Annotated in this window: 18 protein-coding genes and 1 pseudogene; all 19 read left to right on the top strand. The window is 54.6% G+C overall.

All coding sequences use genetic code 11. From position 1 onward, the window contains the following. Positions 1–60 precede the first annotated feature (60 nt). The 19 genes and pseudogenes from rpoB (at position 61) to rplX (ending at position 20,063) form a co-directional block, all read left to right on the top strand. The gene (gene rpoB, locus ACSC94_RS08550; protein ID WP_435640419.1) at positions 61–4,404 is read left to right on the top strand and encodes a DNA-directed RNA polymerase subunit beta; all 4,344 of its coding nucleotides are present in this window, start codon (positions 61–63) and stop codon (positions 4,402–4,404) included. An 83-nt stretch (positions 4,405–4,487) separates the two neighbouring features. Further along, on the top strand, positions 4,488–8,681 hold the full coding sequence (gene rpoC / locus ACSC94_RS08545) for a DNA-directed RNA polymerase subunit beta' (protein ID WP_435640418.1): 4,194 nt from the start codon (positions 4,488–4,490) through the stop codon (positions 8,679–8,681). Between the two features lie 827 nt (positions 8,682–9,508). Further along, positions 9,509–9,880 (top strand): 30S ribosomal protein S12, encoded by a 372-nt coding sequence (gene rpsL / locus ACSC94_RS08540; protein ID WP_041794054.1) that lies wholly within the window; start codon positions 9,509–9,511, stop codon positions 9,878–9,880. 21 nt (positions 9,881–9,901) lie between these two features. Continuing rightward, the gene (gene rpsG / locus ACSC94_RS08535; RefSeq protein ID WP_435640417.1) at positions 9,902–10,384 is read left to right on the top strand and encodes a 30S ribosomal protein S7; all 483 of its coding nucleotides are present in this window, start codon (positions 9,902–9,904) and stop codon (positions 10,382–10,384) included. Between the two features lie 24 nt (positions 10,385–10,408). Further along, a complete protein-coding gene (fusA, locus tag ACSC94_RS08530; RefSeq protein WP_435640416.1) occupies positions 10,409–12,505 on the top strand; it encodes an elongation factor G in 2,097 nt (698 codons plus the stop codon). Between the two features lie 65 nt (positions 12,506–12,570). Beyond that, positions 12,571–13,749 (top strand): elongation factor Tu, encoded by a 1,179-nt coding sequence (tuf, locus tag ACSC94_RS08525; RefSeq protein WP_435640415.1) that lies wholly within the window; start codon positions 12,571–12,573, stop codon positions 13,747–13,749. Between the two features lie 25 nt (positions 13,750–13,774). Then, complete coding sequence (gene rpsJ / locus ACSC94_RS08520; RefSeq protein ID WP_014103665.1) at positions 13,775–14,095, top strand: 30S ribosomal protein S10; 321 nt, start codon at positions 13,775–13,777, stop codon at positions 14,093–14,095. Positions 14,096–14,131: 36 nt separating this feature from the next. Beyond that, entirely contained in the window at positions 14,132–14,866 is a 735-nt protein-coding gene (rplC, locus tag ACSC94_RS08515; protein ID WP_435640414.1) for a 50S ribosomal protein L3, read from the top strand. 33 nt (positions 14,867–14,899) lie between these two features. Beyond that, entirely contained in the window at positions 14,900–15,523 is a 624-nt protein-coding gene (gene rplD / locus ACSC94_RS08510; protein WP_435640413.1) for a 50S ribosomal protein L4, read from the top strand. A gap of 18 nt (positions 15,524–15,541) precedes the next feature. After that, complete coding sequence (locus ACSC94_RS08505) at positions 15,542–15,862, top strand: 50S ribosomal protein L23 (protein ID WP_435640412.1); 321 nt, start codon at positions 15,542–15,544, stop codon at positions 15,860–15,862. Positions 15,863–15,901: 39 nt separating this feature from the next. Continuing rightward, a complete protein-coding gene (rplB, locus tag ACSC94_RS08500; protein ID WP_435640411.1) occupies positions 15,902–16,726 on the top strand; it encodes a 50S ribosomal protein L2 in 825 nt (274 codons plus the stop codon). A gap of 21 nt (positions 16,727–16,747) precedes the next feature. Further along, complete coding sequence (rpsS, locus tag ACSC94_RS08495) at positions 16,748–17,023, top strand: 30S ribosomal protein S19 (protein WP_014103660.1); 276 nt, start codon at positions 16,748–16,750, stop codon at positions 17,021–17,023. Between the two features lie 39 nt (positions 17,024–17,062). Then, positions 17,063–17,440, top strand: coding sequence for a 50S ribosomal protein L22 (rplV, locus tag ACSC94_RS08490; protein WP_435640410.1), 378 nt, complete (start codon positions 17,063–17,065; stop codon positions 17,438–17,440). Between the two features lie 49 nt (positions 17,441–17,489). Further along, a complete protein-coding gene (gene rpsC / locus ACSC94_RS08485) occupies positions 17,490–18,176 on the top strand; it encodes a 30S ribosomal protein S3 (RefSeq protein ID WP_435640409.1) in 687 nt (228 codons plus the stop codon). Between the two features lie 39 nt (positions 18,177–18,215). Then, on the top strand, positions 18,216–18,629 hold the full coding sequence (rplP, locus tag ACSC94_RS08480) for a 50S ribosomal protein L16 (RefSeq protein ID WP_435640408.1): 414 nt from the start codon (positions 18,216–18,218) through the stop codon (positions 18,627–18,629). A 29-nt stretch (positions 18,630–18,658) separates the two neighbouring features. Further along, positions 18,659–18,904 (top strand): 50S ribosomal protein L29, encoded by a 246-nt coding sequence (gene rpmC, locus ACSC94_RS08475; RefSeq protein WP_014103656.1) that lies wholly within the window; start codon positions 18,659–18,661, stop codon positions 18,902–18,904. A 28-nt stretch (positions 18,905–18,932) separates the two neighbouring features. After that, positions 18,933–19,169, top strand: a pseudogene (rpsQ, locus tag ACSC94_RS08470) (30S ribosomal protein S17); the annotation flags it as partial. Positions 19,170–19,368: 199 nt separating this feature from the next. After that, positions 19,369–19,737 (top strand): 50S ribosomal protein L14, encoded by a 369-nt coding sequence (gene rplN / locus ACSC94_RS08465; RefSeq protein ID WP_435640407.1) that lies wholly within the window; start codon positions 19,369–19,371, stop codon positions 19,735–19,737. Continuing rightward, the gene (rplX, locus tag ACSC94_RS08460; RefSeq protein ID WP_435640406.1) at positions 19,737–20,063 is read left to right on the top strand and encodes a 50S ribosomal protein L24; all 327 of its coding nucleotides are present in this window, start codon (positions 19,737–19,739) and stop codon (positions 20,061–20,063) included. Before rplN ends, rplX begins: the two co-directional genes overlap by 1 nt. The last annotated feature ends 2 nt before the right edge of the window (positions 20,064–20,065 follow it).

The raw sequence follows: 20,065 nt of genomic DNA, 5'->3' as shown, positions 1-20,065 counted from the left end.
ATGACGTCAGCGGGTGAATCAGGCCATCCGCGGGCAAACTGATGGGCGAAGGAAAGCACAATGACTGCTGAAAACACCAATTCCGAAAAAAATTCCCCGAAAAAAGTTATGGCTGCTAAAGCCAAAAGCACGACCAAGAAAGCCGCAACGACTGCGCCGTCCAAACCCCCATCACTCTATCGCCCGCCTGTGGTGATCACCCGCCCGGCGGATGCTGTTGACAGCTTCACGGGCCGGAAGCGTATTCGTCGTTCTTTCGCGAAAATCCGCGAAGTTGCGGCCATGCCGAACCTGATCGAAATTCAGCGCCAGTCCTATGAGGCGTTTCTGCAAGCTGACGTGCAGCCGGAAGACCGCCGCATGCAAGGCCTGCAGGAAGTGTTCTCCACCGTGTTCCCGATTAAAGACTTCGCGGACAAGGCCGAGATCGACTATGTGCGTTATGAGCTGGAAGAGCCGAAATACGACACCGACGAATGCCAACAGCGCGGCATGACCTATGCCGCTCCGCTGCGCGTGACGCTGCGCCTGTCCGTATTCGATATTGATGAAACCACGGGCCTGCGCTCCATCCGCGACATTAAAGAACAAGATGTCTACATGGTGGACATGCCGCTGATGACCAAAAACGGGACGTTCATCGTGAACGGCACCGAACGGGTTATCGTTTCCCAGATGCACCGGTCCCCGGGTGTGTTCTTTGACCACGATGGTGGCAAGACCCACGCGTCCGGTAAATATCTGTTCTCTGCCCGTGTGATCCCGTATCGCGGTTCTTGGCTGGACTTTGAATTCGATGCGAAAGACCTGATGTACGTTCGTATCGACCGTCGTCGTAAGCTGCCGGTGACCACGCTGCTGCGCGCGCTGGACTCCTCCATGACGGCGGCCTATCGCGCCAAGTGTGAAGAGAACGATCAGCCGGTTGACTCGCTGATGGTTCAAGGGATGGGCAACGAAGAAATTCTGCGCACCTTCTACGGCGTTGTGACGTACTCGAAAGAGAAAAAAGGCTGGAAAACAGCGTTTGACGGTGCCCGTATGCGCGGCGTCAAGCTGGACCACGATTTGATCGACGCCAAAACCGGTAAATCGGTTCTGGATGCCGGGACGAAAATCACCGCCCGCGTGATCAAGCAACTGGAAGAAAAAGGCCTGAAAGACATGCTGGTCGAAGACGCCCAGCTGATCGGCCAATATCTGGCGGAAGACATCTTTGATGCGAAAACCGGTCAGGTGATCTTCGAAGCCGGTCACGAAATCACGGAAGAAGAGCTGAAAGCCTTCGACAAATCCGGCGTGACCGATATTCCGGTTCTGGCCATCGACCACGTGAACGTGGGCCCGTATGTCCGCAACACGCTGCTGGTTGATAAGTGCGATACGCGTGAGGAAGCGCTGATCGACATTTACCGCGTTATGCGCCCGGGTGAGCCGCCGACAGTTGATTCGGCCCAAGCCCTGTTCGACAGCCTGTTCTTCGACGCTGAGCGTTATGATCTGTCGGCTGTTGGTCGCGTGAAAATGAACCTGCGCCTGAATCTGGATGCGGAAGACACCGTTCGCGTCCTGCGCAAGGAAGACATTCTGGCGATCCTGAAATACCTGCATGGTCTGAAGGACGGCGCAGGCGAAATCGACGATATCGACAACCTCGGTAACCGTCGCGTTCGTTCCGTTGGCGAATTGATGGAAAACCAGGTTCGCGTTGGCTTGCTGCGTATGGAACGCGCAATCCGCGAGCGTATGTCGTCCGTCGATATCGACAACTACATGCCGCACGACCTGATCAACGCCAAGCCGGTTGCGGTTTCGGTGCGTGAATTCTTCGGTTCCAGCCAGTTGTCCCAGTTTATGGACCAAACCAACCCGCTGTCCGAAATTACGCACAAACGCCGTCTGTCCGCGTTGGGCCCCGGTGGTCTGACCCGCGAACGCGCTGGTTTCGAAGTGCGTGACGTACACCCGACCCACTATGGCCGTATCTGCCCGATTGAAACACCGGAAGGTCCGAACATCGGTCTGATCAACTCTCTGGCCACATTCGCCCGCGTGAACCAGTACGGATTCATTGAATCTCCGTACCGCCGCGTTGTTGATGGCAAAGTGACGGACGAAGTTGTCTACATGTCCGCCATGGAAGAAGCCAAATACACCATTGCGCAGGCGAGCACACCGCTGAGCAAAGACGGCAAGTTCCTGGATGATCTGGTTTCCTGCCGTCAGGCCGGTGAAAACTTGATGGCCACCCCGGATACGATCAGCATGATCGACGTGTCCCCGAAACAGATCGTGTCCGTTGCTGCGGCGCTGATCCCGTTCCTGGAAAACGACGACGCGAACCGCGCTTTGATGGGTTCGAACATGCAACGTCAGGCCGTTCCGCTGCTGCGCTCTGATGCGCCGCTGGTTGGTACGGGTATGGAGGCCGCGGTTGCGCGTGACTCCGGCGCTGCTGTGACCGCCCGCCGTTCCGGTATCGTGGTTCAGGTTGACGCAACCCGCGTCGTTATCCGTGCCACGGAAATGACCCGTGCGGACGAGCCGACCGTAGACATCTACAAACTGTCGAAGTTCCAGCGTTCCAACCAGTCGACCTGCATTACGCAGAAGCCGCTGGTAACGGTGGGTGATCAGATCAAGGCTGGCGACATTATCGCTGACGGTCCGTCGACCCAGTTCGGTGAACTGGCTCTGGGCCGCAACGTGCTGGTCGCGTTCATGCCGTGGAATGGTTACAACTTCGAAGACTCCATCCTGCTGTCCGAGCGTATCGTAGCCGAAGACATCTTCACCTCGATCCACATCGAGGAATTCGAAGTGATGGCCCGCGATACGAAACTGGGCACCGAAGAAATCACCCGCGACATTCCGAACGTTGGTGAAGAAGCGCTGAAACACCTGGACGAAGCCGGTATCGTACACATCGGTGCCGAAGTTCAGGCGGGCGACATTCTGGTTGGTAAAGTGACACCGAAAGGTGAATCACCGATGACCCCGGAAGAAAAATTGCTGCGCGCAATCTTCGGTGAAAAAGCGGCTGACGTAAAAGATACCTCCCTGCGTGTACCGCCGGGCGTAACGGGTACGATCGTTGAAGTTCGCGTGTTCAACCGTCGCGGCGTCGATAAAGATGCCCGCGCACTGTCGATCGAACGGGCTGAAATCGAACAACTGGCCAAAGACCGTGATGACGAACGCTCCATTCTGGAAGGCGGCTTCTATGCTCGCCTTGCTGAAATGCTGGTTGGTCAGTCTCTGGCCGCTGCGCCGAAGCAACTGGACCTGGCGAAAGGTTCCAAGATCAAGCAATCCGATCTGGAGTCCATCAGCCGTGGCCTGTGGCGTCAAATTGGCGTTGAAAACGAAACCCGCATGGAAGAAATCGAAGCCATGTCGAAGACCTTCGACGACGCTGTCGATGATCTGAAGGCCCGTTTCGAATCCAAAGTTGAAAAACTGCAACGCGGTGACGAACTGCCCCCGGGCGTGATGAAGATGGTTAAAGTCTTCATCGCCGTGAAGCGTAAAATGCAGCCGGGTGACAAAATGGCCGGTCGTCACGGGAACAAAGGTGTGGTTTCCCGCATCGTTCCTGCCGAAGACATGCCGTACACCGAAGATGGTCAGCCGGTTGATATCGTGCTGAACCCGCTGGGTGTTCCGTCCCGTATGAACGTTGGTCAGATCCTGGAAACCCACTTGGGCTGGGCGTCGGCCAACCTCGGCAAGCAGATTGGTGAACTGATTGACTCCTTCGCGGACCGCAAGGCTCCGTCCGATGGCGACATGAAGAAGCTGAAAGAGCGTCTGCACAGCGTCTATGGTGACAAGGAATATGACGAAAAAGTCACCAAGCTGACCGACACGCATCTGGTCGAAATGGCCAACAACCTGCGTGGTGGCGTGCCGATGGCAACGCCGGTCTTCGACGGCGCGGTTGAGGCTGACATTGACCAGTTGCTGACCAAAGCCGGTCTGAACACATCGGGTCAGGTGCGTTTGATCGATGGCCGTACGGGTGAATATTTCCACCGTAACGTGACCGTTGGTTACATCTACATGCTGAAACTGCACCACTTGGTCGATGACAAGATCCACGCACGGTCCATTGGTCCGTACTCCTTGGTTACGCAGCAGCCGTTGGGCGGTAAAGCCCAGTTCGGTGGCCAGCGTTTCGGGGAGATGGAAGTCTGGGCTCTGCAAGCGTATGGCGCTGCTTACACGCTGCAGGAAATGCTGACCGTCAAGTCGGACGACGTGGCTGGCCGTTCGAAAGTCTACGAAGCGATTGTTCGCGGCGAAGACAATTTCGAAATCGGTATTCCGGAATCCTTCAACGTTCTTGTGAAAGAATTGAAGGCTCTGGGTCTGAACGTCGACATGAAAAACAGCGGCACTTAATTGCCAAGCCGGTCGCGGCGTAAACCGCGGCCGGGTTTTTTGAAGAGATAGAACGCTTTTTTTAGCCCTTACGGGAGTGAACGATGAACGAACTGATGAACCTCTTTGGCCAGCCGACCGGACCGCAGTCTTTTGACTCGATCCGGATTTCGATTGCCAGCCCGGAACAGATCCTGTCCTGGTCCTTTGGCGAAGTGAAGAAGCCGGAAACCATCAACTACCGCACATTCAAACCGGAAAAAGACGGTTTGTTCTGCGCCCGCATCTTTGGTCCGATCAAGGACTATGAGTGCATTTGCGGTAAATACAAACGCATGAAGTTCAAAGGCATCATCTGCGAAAAGTGCGGCGTTGAAGTCACGCTGACCAAAGTTCGCCGTGAGCGCATGGGCCACATCCAACTGGCCTCGCCGGTTGCACATATCTGGTTCCTGAAATCCCTGCCGTCCCGCATCGGTTTGATGATGGACATGACTTTGAAAGAGCTGGAAAAGGTTCTGTATTTCGAATCGTACATTGTTCTTGAGCCGGGCATGACCCCTCTGAAGCCGTTGCAGTTGCTGACGGAAGAAGAGTTCATGGACGCACAGGATCAGTATGGCGACGAAAACTTCGAAGCCGGTATCGGCGCCGAAGCGTTGAAAAAACTGATGACTGCAATCGATCTGGAAACCGAAAAGGTGAAGATCGAGGAAGACCTGCGCGACACAAATTCCGAAGCCAAGCGCAAGAAACTGGTCAAGCGTTTGAAACTGGTTGAATCCTTCATTGAATCCGGCACCCGTCCGGAATGGATGATCCTGGATGTTGTACCGGTTCTGCCGCCGGAACTGCGTCCGCTGGTTCCGCTGGATGGTGGCCGTTTCGCAACGTCCGACCTGAACGACCTGTATCGTCGCGTGATCAACCGTAACAACCGCTTGAAACGCCTGATCGAACTGCGCGCGCCGGACATTATCGTCCGCAACGAAAAGCGTATGTTGCAGGAAGCTGTGGATGCGTTGTTCGACAACGGCCGTCGTGGCCGCGTGATCACCGGCGCAAACAAGCGTCCGCTGAAATCGCTGTCCGACATGCTGAAAGGGAAGCAAGGTCGCTTCCGTCAGAACTTGCTGGGTAAACGCGTCGACTATTCTGGCCGTTCGGTTATTACCGTTGGTCCGGAACTGAAGCTGCACCAGTGCGGTCTGCCGAAGAAAATGGCGCTCGAACTGTTCAAGCCGTTCATTTATCACAAGCTGGAACTGTATGGCCTGGCCACGACAGTAAAGGCTGCCAAGCGTATGGTGGAAAAAGAGCGTCCGGAAGTTTGGGATATCCTGGAAGAGGTTATCCGCGAACACCCGGTCATGCTGAACCGTGCGCCGACTCTGCACCGTCTGGGCATCCAGGCGTTTGAACCGACCCTGATCGAAGGTAAAGCGATTCAGCTGCACCCGCTGGTCTGCACGGCGTTCAACGCTGACTTCGACGGTGACCAAATGGCCGTTCACGTTCCGCTGTCGATTGAATCGCAGTTGGAAGCACGCTGCCTGATGATGTCGACGAACAACATTCTGTCCCCGGCCAACGGTAAACCGATTATCGTTCCGTCGCAGGATATTGTTCTGGGTCTGTATTATCTGTCGATCGCACTGGACAAGCAAAAGGGCGAAGGCATGATTTTCCGTGGTGTTGGTGAAATCCAGCACGCTATCGCGGAAGGTCACCTGTCCCTGCATGCGAAGATCAAGTGCCGTTACCACACGGTTGATGAAAACAACCAGCCGGTAACGCTGATCGTGGATTCTACGCCGGGCCGTATGATGATTTCGGAACTGTTCCCGCGTAATCCGGAACTGCCGTTCAGCCTGATCAACCAATCGCTGACGAAGAAAGAAGTCTCGAACCTGATCGACATGGTGTATCGCCATGGCGGCCAGAAAGAGGCAGTGATATTCTGCGATCGTATGATGAAGCTGGGCTTCCGCCACGCCTGCCAAGCCGGTATTTCCTTCGGTAAGGATGACATGATCATTCCGGAAGCCAAGGTTGCACTGGTGAAAGAGGCCGAAGGCAAGGTCAAGGAATTCGAACGTCAATACCAAGACGGTCTGATCACCAAAGGCGAAAAGTACAACAAGGTTGTCGACATCTGGTCGAAATGCACGGACGACGTGGCTGACGCCATGATGAAAGGCATCTCGAGCTACGCCGACGGCACGATGAACTCGGTTTACATGATGGCACACTCGGGCGCGCGGGGTTCCGCAGCTCAGATCCGTCAGTTGGCCGGGATGCGTGGTCTGATGGCGAAGCCGTCAGGCGAAATTATCGAGACGCCGATTATCTCCAACTTTAAGGAAGGTCTGTCGGTTCTGGAATACTTCAACTCCACCCACGGTGCCCGTAAGGGTCTGGCGGATACGGCGTTGAAAACGGCTAACTCCGGTTACCTGACCCGTCGTCTGGTTGATGTGGCGCAAGACGCCATTATTACCCAGCATGATTGCGGTACGGAAAAAGGCGTTACGATGCGCGCTGTGATGAGCGGTGCGGACGTAATCGTCAACCTGGGTGAGCGTATTCTGGGTCGTACGGCTGCCATCGATGTGAAAAACCCGCTGTCTGGCGAAGTGCTGGTGGCGCAGGGTGATCTGATCGACGAAGTGAAGGCTGAAATGGTCGAAACCGCTGGCGTTGACAGCGTTCTGGTCCGTTCGGTTCTGACCTGTGAAAGCGCGATCGGCGTTTGCGGCAAGTGCTATGGCCGCGATCTGGCCCGTGGTACGCCGGTGAACGTTGGTGAAGCTGTCGGCGTTATGGCAGCACAGTCAATCGGCGAGCCGGGTACACAGCTGACCATGCGTACGTTCCACATTGGTGGTGCGGCCCAGCGTGGTGCGGAAAAATCATCTGTCGAGGCTCCGGTCGAAGGCACGATTGAAATCCGTCACCACAACGTTGTGACCAACTCTGAAAACGTGACCATTGTTATGGGTCGTAACACCGAAATCGTCGTTCGCGATGCCAAGGGTAACGAAAAGCTGGCGCAACGCCTGCCGTACGGTTCCCGTCTGCTGGTGAGCGAAGGTGACAAGGTGAAGCCGGCCCAGAAATTGGCCGAGTGGGATCCGTACACCATCCCAATCCTGACGGAAAAGGACGGTGTGGCGCACTACTACGATCTGGTCGAAGGTCTGTCTATCTCGGAGAAAACCGACGAGGCAACCGGTATTTCGTCCAAAGTCGTGATCGACTGGCGCTCCCAGCCGAAGGGCGGCACGCTGAAACCGCGTGTGTCCCTGCTGGATGCCAAGGGTAAAGTTATTACCCTGCCGAACGGTCTGCCGGCCAACTACTACCTGTCCGTTGATACCATTCTGTCGGTTGAAAACGGTGCGGAAGTCAGTGCGGGTGACATTATCGGTCGTATTCCGCGCGAAACATCCAAAACGCGGGACATTACCGGTGGTCTGCCACGCGTGGCCGAATTGTTCGAAGCCCGCAAACCGAAAGATTTCGCGATTATTTCCGAAATCGACGGTCAGGTGGAATTCGGCAAGGACTACAAGTCCAAACGTCGTCTGATCGTGAAGCCGGCGGATGCTCAGGCTGAAGCCCGCGAATACCTGATCCCGAAAGGCCGTCACTTGGCTGTGCACGAAGGTGACTTCGTCCGCCGCGGTGATGCGTTGCTGGACGGGGCGATGGTACCGCACGATATTCTGGATGTTATGGGGGTCGAGGCTCTGTCCGACTACCTGACCCAGGAAATTCAGGACGTTTACCGTCTGCAGGGTGTGAAGATCAACGACAAGCACATCGAGGTGATCGTTCGCCAGATGCTGCAGAAAACCGAGATCCTGACCCCGGGCGATACAACCTTCTTGGTTGGCGAACAGGTTGACCGTGACGAATTCGAAGTCACCAACCAGAAATACATCGAAGCCGGAAAAATCCCGGCGACGGGTAAGCCGATCCTGCAGGGTATCACCAAGGCCTCTCTGCAAACCAAATCGTTCATCTCTGCGGCATCGTTCCAAGAAACGACCCGCGTGCTGACCGAAGCGGCGACGCAAGGCAAAGTCGACACCCTGAACGGGTTGAAGGAAAACGTGATCGTCGGGCGTCTGATCCCGGCCGGTACCGGTTCCTATATCAACCAGGTCAAGAAACTGGCTGCCCAGCGTGACCAGTTGGCCATCGCCGCCCAGCAAGAAGCAGAGGCTCTGGCCCATGCGGATATGCCGGGAATGGGTGATGATACCGGGATGGACAAGGCTGCAAACGGCTAATTTCCGCCGCTTTTAAAAGTTTAAAACCCGCCCGGGAGCGATCCTTGGGCGGGTTTTTCTTTGTCTATCCCCCGTCATCCCGGAAATCCCGCAAGGGATTATCCGGGATTATGGCCGTAATGTTGCCTTTTGCTGCGCGGGCTCTTTCACGGCAAAAATCCCAGATAATTCCTCTCGGAATACCCGGGATGACGGGCCGGAGGGGGCGATTCCATAAATAAGCAATAAAATTTCCCTGCGGATGCTTGCATCGAAACAATCTTATGGCATACGATTGGCTTCAACAATAAAACAACGATCAACCGCTTCCGGCGCGTTGTTCAGGGTACAAACGGGTTTCTAAAGGCAATAAACGCGACACGGGGTCAACCCGGCGCATTGGGGCAGGGGAAGACGATTGAGAAGCAAAAAACGGCTCGTTTGAGCCGTTTTTTTATGGGTCAAAATGACTCGGTTTGCGCGGGTCATGACTCGCTGTGTAAAAAAACGCCGATGCACCATAAAAATCTTGAGGATTTCGTAAACAATTGCTTGACGGTCCCTAGGTCCGAATGTATATTCCGCGCGTTCGCATACGGATGGGCTGGCTGTAGGCCGCTGTTTTCCTAGGTTTTTCGATGGAAAGCGGGTTAAACGCAGCTCAGATTTTTTCGCCGGTTTCGGTGAAAAAAGAGGAATAAAAAGCGACGCGCCACGATTTATAAGGCACCCGCAAAGCGGCCCACCACCGGGACGCAGGCATGGGTGACCTTCCAAAAACGTAAGGGCGCTGGTTTTTGAAGCCAACCATCTGGAAAACAAACGATACAATTTTTGAAGGGCTAAACATGCCAACCATACAGCAATTGATCCGTAAGCCGCGCGAAAAGGTAGTAGTGCGGAAGAAAAACCGGGCTCTGAAGGGCAATCCGCAAAAACGTGGCGTTTGCACGCGCGTTTATACGACGACCCCGAAGAAGCCGAACTCCGCTTTGCGTAAAGTGGCTAAAGTTCGCCTGACCACCGGGATCGAAGTCATTGCTTACATCATGGGTGAAGGTCACAACCTGCAAGAACACTCTGTCGTGCTGGTGCGCGGCGGTCGTGTGAAAGACTTGCCGGGTGTTCGTTACCACATCATCCGTGGTGCGCTGGATACCCAGGGCGTTAAAGACCGTAAGAAGAGCCGTTCGCACTACGGCGCGAAACGTCCGAAATAATTTTTCAGGAGCTGAAATAGAATGTCACGTCGTCACGCCGCAGAAAAACGCGAAATCCTCCCGGACCCGAAGTTCGGTGATCTCATCCTGTCCAAGTTCATCAACATGGTCATGGAAGATGGTAAGAAATCCGTTGCCGAGCGCATTGTTTACGGTGCCCTGGATCAGGTGCGCGTAAAACAGAAGCTGGCCAATGACAACGAAGTCATTGCGTTCTTCAAGACCGCTCTGGACAAAGTAAAGCCGCAGGTTGAAGTGAAGTCCCGCCGTGTTGGTGGTGCGACGTACCAAGTGCCTTGCGAAATTCGTACGGATCGTCAGTTGGCTCTGGCCATTCGCTGGTTGATCTCCTATGCACGCGCTCGTGGTGAAAACACCATGACCGATCGTCTGGCCGCCGAAATGATCGAGGCTTGGAACGAACGTGGTGCAGCGGTGAAAAAACGCGAAGACACCCACAAAATGGCGGATGCAAACAAAGCCTTCGCTCACTATCGTTTCTAATATTGGATATCGGACTTTAAGATTATGACACGCGAAACACCTATCGGCCGCTACCGCAATATTGGCATCATGGCACACATTGATGCTGGTAAAACCACGACCACCGAGCGCGTTCTGTATTACACAGGCAAATCGCACAAAATCGGTGAAGTGCACGACGGTGCCGCGACCATGGACTGGATGGAGCAGGAGCAAGAGCGTGGTATCACGATCACGTCCGCTGCGACCACCGCGTTCTGGACGGGTCCGGACGATGGCGAACAATATCGCGTAAACATCATTGATACGCCGGGCCACGTTGACTTCACGATTGAAGTTGAGCGTTCTTTGCGCGTTCTCGACGGTGCTGTCTGCTTGCTGGACGGTAACCAAGGCGTAGAGCCGCAAACGGAAACCGTATGGCGCCAGGGCGACAAGTACAAAGTTCCGCGTATCATTTTCGCGAACAAAATGGACAAAATCGGCGCAGACTTCTATTTCTGCATCGATACCGTTCAGAAACGTCTGGGCATCAAGCCGATGGTTCTGACTCTGCCGATCGGGATTGAAAGCGACTTCGCTGGTATTGTTGACCTGATCGACATGAAGGCAATCATCTGGGACAACGATTCTCTGGGTGCGACCTTCCAGATCGTTGACATTCCGGCTGATCTGCAAGCCAAAGCTGAAGAATATCGCGACCGCCTGATTGAAATGGCTGTTGAGATGGACGACGCTGCTATGGAAGCGTACCTGAACGGCGATATGCCGAACATCGAAACGCTGCGCGCCTGCATCCGTAAGGGTACAGTGTCGGGCAAACTGGTTCCGATGATGTGCGGTTCTTCCTTCAAAAACAAAGGTGTTCAGCCGCTGCTGGACGCTGTGATCCGTTACCTGCCGTCCCCGCTGGACGTGGGTGATGTAAAAGGTAAAAAAGTCGGTTCCGACGATCCGGACACACGTCCGCCGTCTGATGACGTGCCGTTCTCCGCTTTGGCATTCAAAGTGATGAACGACCCGTTCGTTGGTTCCTTGACCTTCGCCCGTATTTACTCCGGTAAACTGGAATCCGGTTCTTATGTTCTGAACTCTGTGAAGGACAAAAAAGAACGTATCGGCCGTATGTTGCTGATGCATGCCAACAACCGCGAAGAAATCAAATATGCTGAAGCCGGTGACATCGTTGCTCTGGTTGGTCTGAAAGACACAACCACTGGCGATACGCTGTGCGACTCGGTTAAGCCGATCGTTCTGGAGCGTATGGAATTCCCGGAACCGGTTATCGAGATTGCGGTTGAGCCGAAATCCAAAGCCGACCAAGAGAAGATGGGTGTTGCTCTGCAACGTCTGGCTTCCGAAGATCCGTCCTTCCGTGTATCGGTGGACCATGAATCCGGTCAGACCATTCTGAAAGGCATGGGCGAACTGCACCTGGAAATTCTGGTCGATCGCATGAAGCGCGAATTCAAAGTGGAAGCAAACGTCGGCGCGCCGCAGGTTGCTTACCGCGAAACGATCACCAAAGCGCACGAAATCACCTACACCCACAAGAAACAGTCGGGTGGTTCGGGTCAGTACGCTAAGATGACCGCCGTGTTCGAACCGCAAGAAGCTGGTTTGGGCTATGCCTTCGAAAACAAAATCGTTGGTGGCGCAATTCCGAAAGAATACATCCCGGGCGTTGAAAAAGGCCTGATGGGTGCGAAGGACACCGGTATTATCGCTGGTTTCCCGGTCGTTGACTTCAAAGTCAGCCTGATCGACGGTTCGTACCACGATGTTGACTCCTCGGCTCTGGCCTTCGAAATCGCTGCCCGTGCAGCGTTCAAAGAAGCCATGGCTGCTGCTGGTCCGCAACTGCTGGAACCTGTTATGAAAGTCGAAGTTGTTACCCCGGAAGAATATATGGGTGACGTTATCGGCGATCTGAACAGCCGCCGCGGTCAGATCAACGCAATGGAAGATCGCGGAAACGCGAAGGTTATTATGGCGATGGTGCCGCTGGGCAACATGTTTGGTTACATCAATAACCTGCGTTCCATGTCCCAAGGCCGCGCGCAGTACAGCATGGTGTTCGACCACTATGCGCCGGTACCGCCGAACGTAGCCGAAGAAGTAAGAAAGAAATTGGTGGCTTAATCACCGCCTAGAACACAACAGAAACTGAAGAAACAACCTGATTAGGTTTTGAGAAGGAAAAAAAGATGGCAAAGGGTAAGTTTGAGCGGAATAAGCCGCACGTAAACATCGGCACGATTGGTCACGTTGACCATGGCAAGACGACGTTGACGGCTGCGATCACGCAACAATTCTCGAAGGAAGCACTGGCATATGACCAGATTGACAAAGCTCCTGAAGAGAAAGCCCGTGGTATCACGATTTCCACGTCGCACGTTGAATATGAAACAGCCAACCGCCACTATGCGCACGTTGACTGCCCGGGCCACGCTGACTATGTGAAGAACATGATCACGGGTGCGGCACAGATGGACGGTGCTATTCTGGTTTGCTCCGCTGCTGACGGCCCGATGCCGCAGACGCGCGAACACATCCTGCTGGCGCGTCAGGTTGGCGTTCCGTCCCTGGTTGTTTACATGAACAAAGTAGACCAGGTTGACGATGCTGAACTGCTGGACCTGGTTGAAATGGAAATCCGTGAACTGTTGTCCAAATACGAATTCCCGGGCGACGACATTCCGGTGGTAAAGGGCTCCGCTCTGGCCGCTCTGGAAAAACGCGATCCGGAAATTGGTGAGAAATCGATTCAGGCTCTGATGGAAGCGGTTGACTCGTTCATCCCGACCCCGGCCCGTCCGAAAGACAAGCCGTTCCTGATGCCGGTTGAAGACGTATTCTCGATCTCTGGCCGTGGTACCGTTGTAACGGGCCGTGTTGAACAGGGCATCGTGAAAGTTGGCGAAGAGATCGAAATCGTTGGTATTCGCCCGACGCAAAAAACGACCGTAACGGGCGTTGAAATGTTCCGCAAACTGCTGGACAGCGGTGAAGCTGGTGACAACATCGGCGCTCTGCTGCGTGGTACGAAACGTGAAGACGTTGAGCGTGGCCAAGTTCTGTGCGCGCCGGGTTCGATTACCCCGCACACGAACTTCACGGCTGAAGCGTACATTCTGTCGAAAGACGAAGGTGGCCGCCACACGCCGTTCTTCACGAACTACCGTCCGCAGTTCTACTTCCGCACGACGGACGTTACGGGCATCGTAACGCTGCCGGCTGGAACGGAAATGGTTATGCCTGGCGATAACGTAAACTTCGAAGTCGAACTGATCTGCCCGATCGCGATGAACGAAGGTCTGCGCTTCGCTATCCGCGAAGGCGGCCGCACCGTCGGTGCTGGCGTTGTTGGCAAGATTGTGAAGTAAGATATTAAGGTAAAGGAACCGAACTATGGATACGCAAACCATTCGCATCCGCCTGAAGGCTTTCGATCACCGCGTTCTGGATCAGTCCACGGGTGAGATCGTCAATACGGCCAAGCGTACCGGCGCCCGCGTTCGCGGTCCGGTTCCTCTGCCGACGCGCATTGAACGGTTCACCGTTCTGCGTTCGCCGCACATCGACAAGAAGTCGATGGAAGCGTTCGAAATGCGCACCCACAAGCGCCTGATCGACATCGTCGATCCGACCCCGCAAACGGTTGACGCGCTGATGAAACTCGACCTCGCCGCTGGCGTTGATGTTGAGATTAAGATTGGTCAGGCTGCTTAATAAGCGCTGACACTGGAACACAAGAGGACGAAGACAATGAGAACTGGTCTGATTGCACGCAAAGAAGGGATGACACGGATCTTCGACGAAGAAGGCCGTAGCGTTCCTGTGACTGTGCTGAAAATCGATGGCTGCCAGGTTGTGGCTGTCCGCACCGAAGACAAAGACGGCTACACGGCTGTTCAGTTGGGTGCTGGCGTTGCAAAGGTAAAGCGCACGGCGAAAGCCCAGCGCGGCCATTTCGCGAAAGCCAAGGTTGAGCCGAAGAAGAAAGTTGCGGAATTTCGCGTTTCTCCGGAAAACCTGATCGAAGTTGGTGCAGAAATCTGCGCAAGCCACTTCGTTGCTGGCCAGTTGGTTGATGTAACGGGTATCACGACCGGTAAAGGTTTTGCTGGTCCGATGAAACGCTGGAACTTCGGTGGTCTGCGTGCAACACACGGTGTATCCGTGTCGCACCGTTCCCACGGTTCCACCGGTCAGCGCCAAGATCCGGGTAAAGTCTTCAAGAACAAGAAGATGGCCGGTCACCTGGGTGCTGAGCAAGTGACGACACAGAATTTGAAAGTGGTTGCTATTGATATCGAAGACGGTCTGATCCTGGTTAAGGGTTCGGTTCCGGGTACGGATGGTCAATGGGTACGCATTCAAGATGCCGTTAAGGTTCCGGCTCCGGCCGATCTGCCGAAACCGGCAGCCCTGAAAGGCGCAGCAAAGGCAGCTCCGGCTGTTGAAGCGGCCCCGGCAGAAGAAGCAGCTCCGGCTGAATAACGAATAGAAGCATTTATAGAAGGACGTGGAACCATGAAGGTTGCGGTCAAGAATTTGCAGAACAAAGAGGTCGGCCAGATTGATCTGGACGATGCAATCTTTGGCATGAGCGTGCGGAATGACATCCTTCACCGGATGGTTCATTTCCAGCTGAACAAGCGTCGCGCCGGTACGCACGACACCAAGGAAATTGGTGAAGTGAGCGGTACAGGTAAGAAGCCGTTCAAGCAAAAGGGCACAGGTAATGGTCGTCAGGGTTCCCTGCGTTCCCCGCAAATGCGCGGTGGTGCAGTGATTTTCGGACCGACGCCGCGTTCCCACGCAACGGATCTGCCGAAAAAGGTACGGGCTCTGGCTCTGCGCAGCGCACTGTCTGCGAAGGCAAAAGCTGGCAAGCTGATCGTTCTGGATGAGGCCGTTGCGGCTGACCACAAAACGAAGCCGATGGCTGCTGCGATGAAGGCTCTGGGCCTGACCAATGCGCTGATCGTTTGTGGCGCAGAGGTGGATGCGAACTTCTCCCGCGCGACGGACAACCTGCCGCGTATTGATGTTCTGCCGAGCCAAGGCGCAAACGTGTATGACATTCTGCGTCGTGACACGCTGGTTTTGACCAAGGACGCGGTCGCGAATCTGACCGAACGTCTGAGCAAATAAGATAGAGGGATCAAGACAATGGCAACGAAGGCGAAAAAAGACGTGAAAATTGCTGCATGGATGTACGACATCGTACGCACGCCGCTGATCACTGAAAAAGCCACCATGGGTTCCCAACACGGTCAAATCACGTTCCGCGTGCCGATGACCGCGACGAAACCGGCTATCAAAGAAGCTGTTGAGGCTGTCTTTGAAGTGAAGGTGAAGGGTGTGAACACCTCGATCCAAAAAGGTAAAAGCAAAATTTTCCGTGGCCGTTTGGGCCGTCGTAGCGACGCTAAGAAAGCGATCGTGACGTTGGAAGAAGGTCAAACCATCGACGTCGGCACTGCCGCGTAATTGGTTGAATGAAGAGATTGAGAGCAAAGGGCTAAACTGATGGCACTGAAAAAATTCAATCCCGTGACCCCGAGCACACGCGAGCTGATCATCACTGATCGTAGCCAGCTGTGGAAGGGCAAGCCGGAGCGCTCCCTGACCGAAGGTCTGCACAAGACCGGTGGCCGTAACAACTATGGTCGCATTACGTCATGGCAACGTGGCGGTGGTCACAAGCGCCGCTACCGCGTTATCGACTGGAAGCGTCGCAAGTGGGGCATGGAAGCCACGGTTGAGCGTTTGGAATATGACCCGAACCGCACAGCCTATATCGCTCTGATCAAGTATCTTGATGGCGAAATGGCGTACATCATTGCGCCGCAACGTTTGAAAGTTGGCGACAAAGTTGTTGCTGGCGAAAAAACCGACGTGAAGCCGGGCAACGCGATGATGCTGAAAAGCATGCCGGTTGGTACGATCGTTCACAACGTTGAACTGAAACCGGGCAAAGGCGGCCAGATGGCTCGCTCCGCCGGGACCTATGCTCAAGTTGTTGGTCGTGACCAAGGTTACACCCAGATTAAACTGGCCTCTGGCGAACTGCGTGTTGTTCGTCAGGAATGCATGGCCACCGTTGGTGCAGTGTCCAACCCGGACCACTTCAACACCAATGATGGTAAAGCTGGTCGCACCCGTTGGCGCGGTAAACGCCCGCACGTTCGCGGCGTTGTTATGAACCCGGTCGATCACCCGTTGGGTGGTGGCGAAGGTCGTACCTCGGGTGGTCGTCACCCGGTTACGCCGTGGGGCAAACCGACCAAGGGTGCAAAAACCCGTAAGAACAAAGCGACCGATAAATTCATTATCCGTCGTCGCAAGAAGTAAGGTTTTAGGAGAGCTTAGACTATGGCACGTTCAGTCTGGAAAGGTCCGTTTGTTGATCGCCACGTTCTGCAAAAAGTGGAAAATGTGCGCAGCAGCGGCAAAAAAGAAGTGATTAAAACCTGGTCCCGTCGGTCCACGATTCTGCCGAACATGGTAGGTCTGACCTTCGGTGTACATAACGGTCAGAAGTTTCTGCCCGTTCTGGTGACCGACCAAATGATCGGCCACAAGCTGGGCGAATTCGCGCCGACCCGTACCTACAAGGGTCACAGCGCCGATAAAAAAGCCGGCAAGTAATTAGCTGATAAGCGATTGAAGCAGTAAAGGACGAACCCAATGGGACAGGATGCAAATAAACGGCGCGCAGCTGCCAACGAAGCCCAGGCAATGGCCAAATATGTTGGCTCGAGCCCGCGTAAGCTGAATCTGGTAGCGCAAATGATCCGCGGCAAAAGCGCGGCCAAGGCGCTGGTTGACCTGGAATTTTCCACGAAGCATGCCGCACGCGATGTAAAGCAAGTGCTGAAAGCTGCTGTGGCGAATGCGGAAAACAACCACAATCTGGATGTTGACCGTTTGTACATTGCCGAAGCCACCGTTGGTAAATCGGTGAAAATGCGCCGCTTCCGTGCCCGTGCACGTGGTCGCGTAGGTCCGGTTGAAAAGTTTTTCAGCAACCTGACCATCGTTGTGCGTCAACGCGACGCCGACTAAGCGAATAAACAGAGCGCATATAAAAGAGATTTGAAGGAGCAATAAGGTTATGGGTCAGAAGGTCAATCCAATCGGTATCCGCGTCGGTATCAACCGCACCTGGGATTCCCGCTGGTTTTCCGACCGCAACTATGCCGATCGGCTGGTTGAGGATCTGAAGCTGCGCGAATACGTGAAGGACAAGCTGAAAGCCGCAGGCATCAGCAAAGTCATCATCGAGCGCGCCGCCCAGAACACGAAAGTGACGATTCACGCGGCTCGCCCGGGTGTGATCATCGGTAAAAAAGGCGCCGACATTGAGAAACTGCGTAAGGATCTGTCGATCCGCGGTGGTTCCGATGTTTCGCTGAACATTGTTGAAATCCGCAAGCCGGAAGTTGACGCACAGCTGGTTGCTGAGGGCATTGCCCAACAGCTGGAGCGCCGCGTGTCCTTCCGTCGTGCAATGAAGCGCGCCGTACAAAGCGCACTGCGTCTGGGTGGCCAAGGGATCCGTGTAAACGTATCCGGTCGTTTGGGCGGGGCTGACATCGCACGTACCGAATGGTACCGCGAAGGCCGCGTGCCTCTGCACACACTGCGTGCTGATATGGACTACGGCTTTGCCGAAGCACTGACGACCTTCGGGATCATTGGTGTGAAGGTATGGATCTACAAGGGCGATGTCCTGGAACATGATCCGCTGGCCCGCGACAAACGCACTGAAACGACCCCGGCTTCTACACCCCGTGGTTAATTGACTGAATTTGAACGATTGAAGATGTGAGCAAAGACGATGCTGCAACCGAAAAAGACAAAATACCGCAAACAGCATAAAGGCCGTATCCACGGTCTGGCCACCAGCGGTGCGACTCTGGCTTTCGGCTCTTATGGCCTGAAAACCCTGGATCCGGATCGTCTGACCGCGCGTCAGATCGAGGCAGCCCGTCGTGCGATCACCCGTGCGATGAAGCGTCAAGGTAAAGTCTGGATCCGTGTATTCCCGGACGTCCCGGTATCCAAAAAGCCGCTGGAAGTGCGGATGGGTTCCGGTAAAGGCGCCCCGGAATTCTGGGCTGCACGGGTAAAACCGGGCCGTATCCTGTTCGAACTGGACGGTGTACCGGAAACGGTAGCCCGCGAAGCACTGGAACTGGCCGCGGCGAAACTGCCGGTTAAAACGAAATTCATTGCCCGTATTGGCGAATAAGCCCCGGGCCGAGTGTTAGGAGACGCGATATGAAAGCGGAAGACATTAAAGGCAAAACCGCCGACGAGCTGAAAAAGATGCTTGTTGACCTGAAACAGCAGCAAATGACGCTGCGTTTCCAGAAAGCTGGCGGCCAGCTGTCCAATACGGCACAAATCCGTGGCCTGCGCCGCGATATCGCCCGTATTCAGACGGTTTTAGAACAACAAAAAGGCGGTCCGACCGCGGCAAAGGCGAAAAGCCCGAAATCCGCGAAAAAGACCAAAGCCGCTTAATAGAGATACGTAGGTAAGGAGCAAATACATGCCACGTCGCATTCTGGAAGGCAACGTCGTCAGCGACAAGATGGACAAGACCGTTACGGTTCTGGTCGAGCGCCGCACGATGCACCCGGTGTACAAAAAATACATCCGGAAATCCGATAAATATGCTGCACATGACGAGCTGAATATGTATAAAGTCGGCGACCGGGTGCAGATCGAGGAATGCCGTCCGATTTCCAAGCGGAAATCTTGGCGTGTATCGGCTGGTCTGGGCGATGCCGCGACCCGTCAGGCTCCGGAAGTGACCGAAAAGGCCGCTGCCGCACCGAAGGCGAAAAAGGCTCCGGCGAAAGCTGGCGCGAAAACCGCCGCAGCAAAGAAACCGGCCGCGAAGAAACCCGCAGCCAAGAAAAAAGACGCCTAATTAGGGCGAATTGAAACGACAAGTTTGAACGATTAAAGAAGGCAGAACGATCATGATCCAGATGGAATCAGAACTCGATGTAGCCGATAACAGCGGCGCGAAACGCGTTCAGTGCATTAAAGTACTGGGCGGGTCTCACCACAACTCCGCGAATATCGGCGATATCATCGTTGTTTCGGTAAAGGACGCCATTCCGCGCGGCCGCGTAAAAAAGGGTGATGTTCACCGCGCGGTTATTGTGCGTACGGCCCATGGTCTGAAGCGCGCGAACGGCGAAAAAATCCGCTTTGACGGCAACTCAGTTGTGCTGATCAACAAGCAGGGCGAGCCGATCGGAACCCGTATCTTCGGCCCCGTGACACGTGAACTGCGTGGCAAGGGCTACATGAAAATTATTTCTCTGGCGCCAGAGGTGCTGTAATGAGCAACGTAAAATTGAAAATCAAAAAGGGCGACAAAGTCGTCGTTCTGACTGGTAAAGATAAAACCAAAACCGGTGAAGTTCTGAAGGTATTCCCTGAAGACAACCGCGTTCTGGTTCAAGGTATCAACCTGGCGAAAAAACACACGAAGCCTTCGGCGACGAGTGCAGGTGGTATCGAGACCAAGGAAATGCCGATCCACGCGTCTAACGTGGCTCTGATTGATCCGAAGTCGAACAAGCCGACTCGAGTGGGTTACACGACCCTGAAGGACGGTAAAAAGGTCCGCGTAGCACGACGCTCCGGCGAAACTCTTGATAAATAAGT

Source organism: Micavibrio aeruginosavorus (assembly GCF_051245535.1).
Taxonomy (GTDB): domain Bacteria; phylum Pseudomonadota; class Alphaproteobacteria; order Micavibrionales; family Micavibrionaceae; genus Micavibrio; species Micavibrio aeruginosavorus_D.
Note: the sequence above shows the minus strand (reverse complement) of the source record. Positions and strands in the feature narration are given on the sequence as shown.

Bases quoted from the DNA above. Each gene is read 5' to 3' on its own strand.
- rpsJ (WP_014103665.1), top strand. From the start codon at position 13,775: ATGGATACGCAAACCATTCGCATCCGCCTGAAGGCTTTCGATCACCGC.
- rplX (WP_435640406.1), top strand. From the start codon at position 19,737: ATGAGCAACGTAAAATTGAAAATCAAAAAGGGCGACAAAGTCGTCGTT.
- rplV (WP_435640410.1), top strand. From the start codon at position 17,063: ATGGGACAGGATGCAAATAAACGGCGCGCAGCTGCCAACGAAGCCCAG.
- rplP (WP_435640408.1), top strand. From the start codon at position 18,216: ATGCTGCAACCGAAAAAGACAAAATACCGCAAACAGCATAAAGGCCGT.
- rpsL (WP_041794054.1), top strand. From the start codon at position 9,509: ATGCCAACCATACAGCAATTGATCCGTAAGCCGCGCGAAAAGGTAGTA.
- rplN (WP_435640407.1), top strand. From the start codon at position 19,369: ATGATCCAGATGGAATCAGAACTCGATGTAGCCGATAACAGCGGCGCG.
- rpoC (WP_435640418.1), top strand. From the start codon at position 4,488: ATGAACGAACTGATGAACCTCTTTGGCCAGCCGACCGGACCGCAGTCT.
- ACSC94_RS08505 (WP_435640412.1), top strand. From the start codon at position 15,542: ATGGCAACGAAGGCGAAAAAAGACGTGAAAATTGCTGCATGGATGTAC.
- tuf (WP_435640415.1), top strand. From the start codon at position 12,571: ATGGCAAAGGGTAAGTTTGAGCGGAATAAGCCGCACGTAAACATCGGC.
- fusA (WP_435640416.1), top strand. From the start codon at position 10,409: ATGACACGCGAAACACCTATCGGCCGCTACCGCAATATTGGCATCATG.
- rpsC (WP_435640409.1), top strand. From the start codon at position 17,490: ATGGGTCAGAAGGTCAATCCAATCGGTATCCGCGTCGGTATCAACCGC.
- rplB (WP_435640411.1), top strand. From the start codon at position 15,902: ATGGCACTGAAAAAATTCAATCCCGTGACCCCGAGCACACGCGAGCTG.
- rpsG (WP_435640417.1), top strand. From the start codon at position 9,902: ATGTCACGTCGTCACGCCGCAGAAAAACGCGAAATCCTCCCGGACCCG.
- rpoB (WP_435640419.1), top strand. From the start codon at position 61: ATGACTGCTGAAAACACCAATTCCGAAAAAAATTCCCCGAAAAAAGTT.
- rplD (WP_435640413.1), top strand. From the start codon at position 14,900: ATGAAGGTTGCGGTCAAGAATTTGCAGAACAAAGAGGTCGGCCAGATT.
- rplC (WP_435640414.1), top strand. From the start codon at position 14,132: ATGAGAACTGGTCTGATTGCACGCAAAGAAGGGATGACACGGATCTTC.
- rpsS (WP_014103660.1), top strand. From the start codon at position 16,748: ATGGCACGTTCAGTCTGGAAAGGTCCGTTTGTTGATCGCCACGTTCTG.
- rpmC (WP_014103656.1), top strand. From the start codon at position 18,659: ATGAAAGCGGAAGACATTAAAGGCAAAACCGCCGACGAGCTGAAAAAG.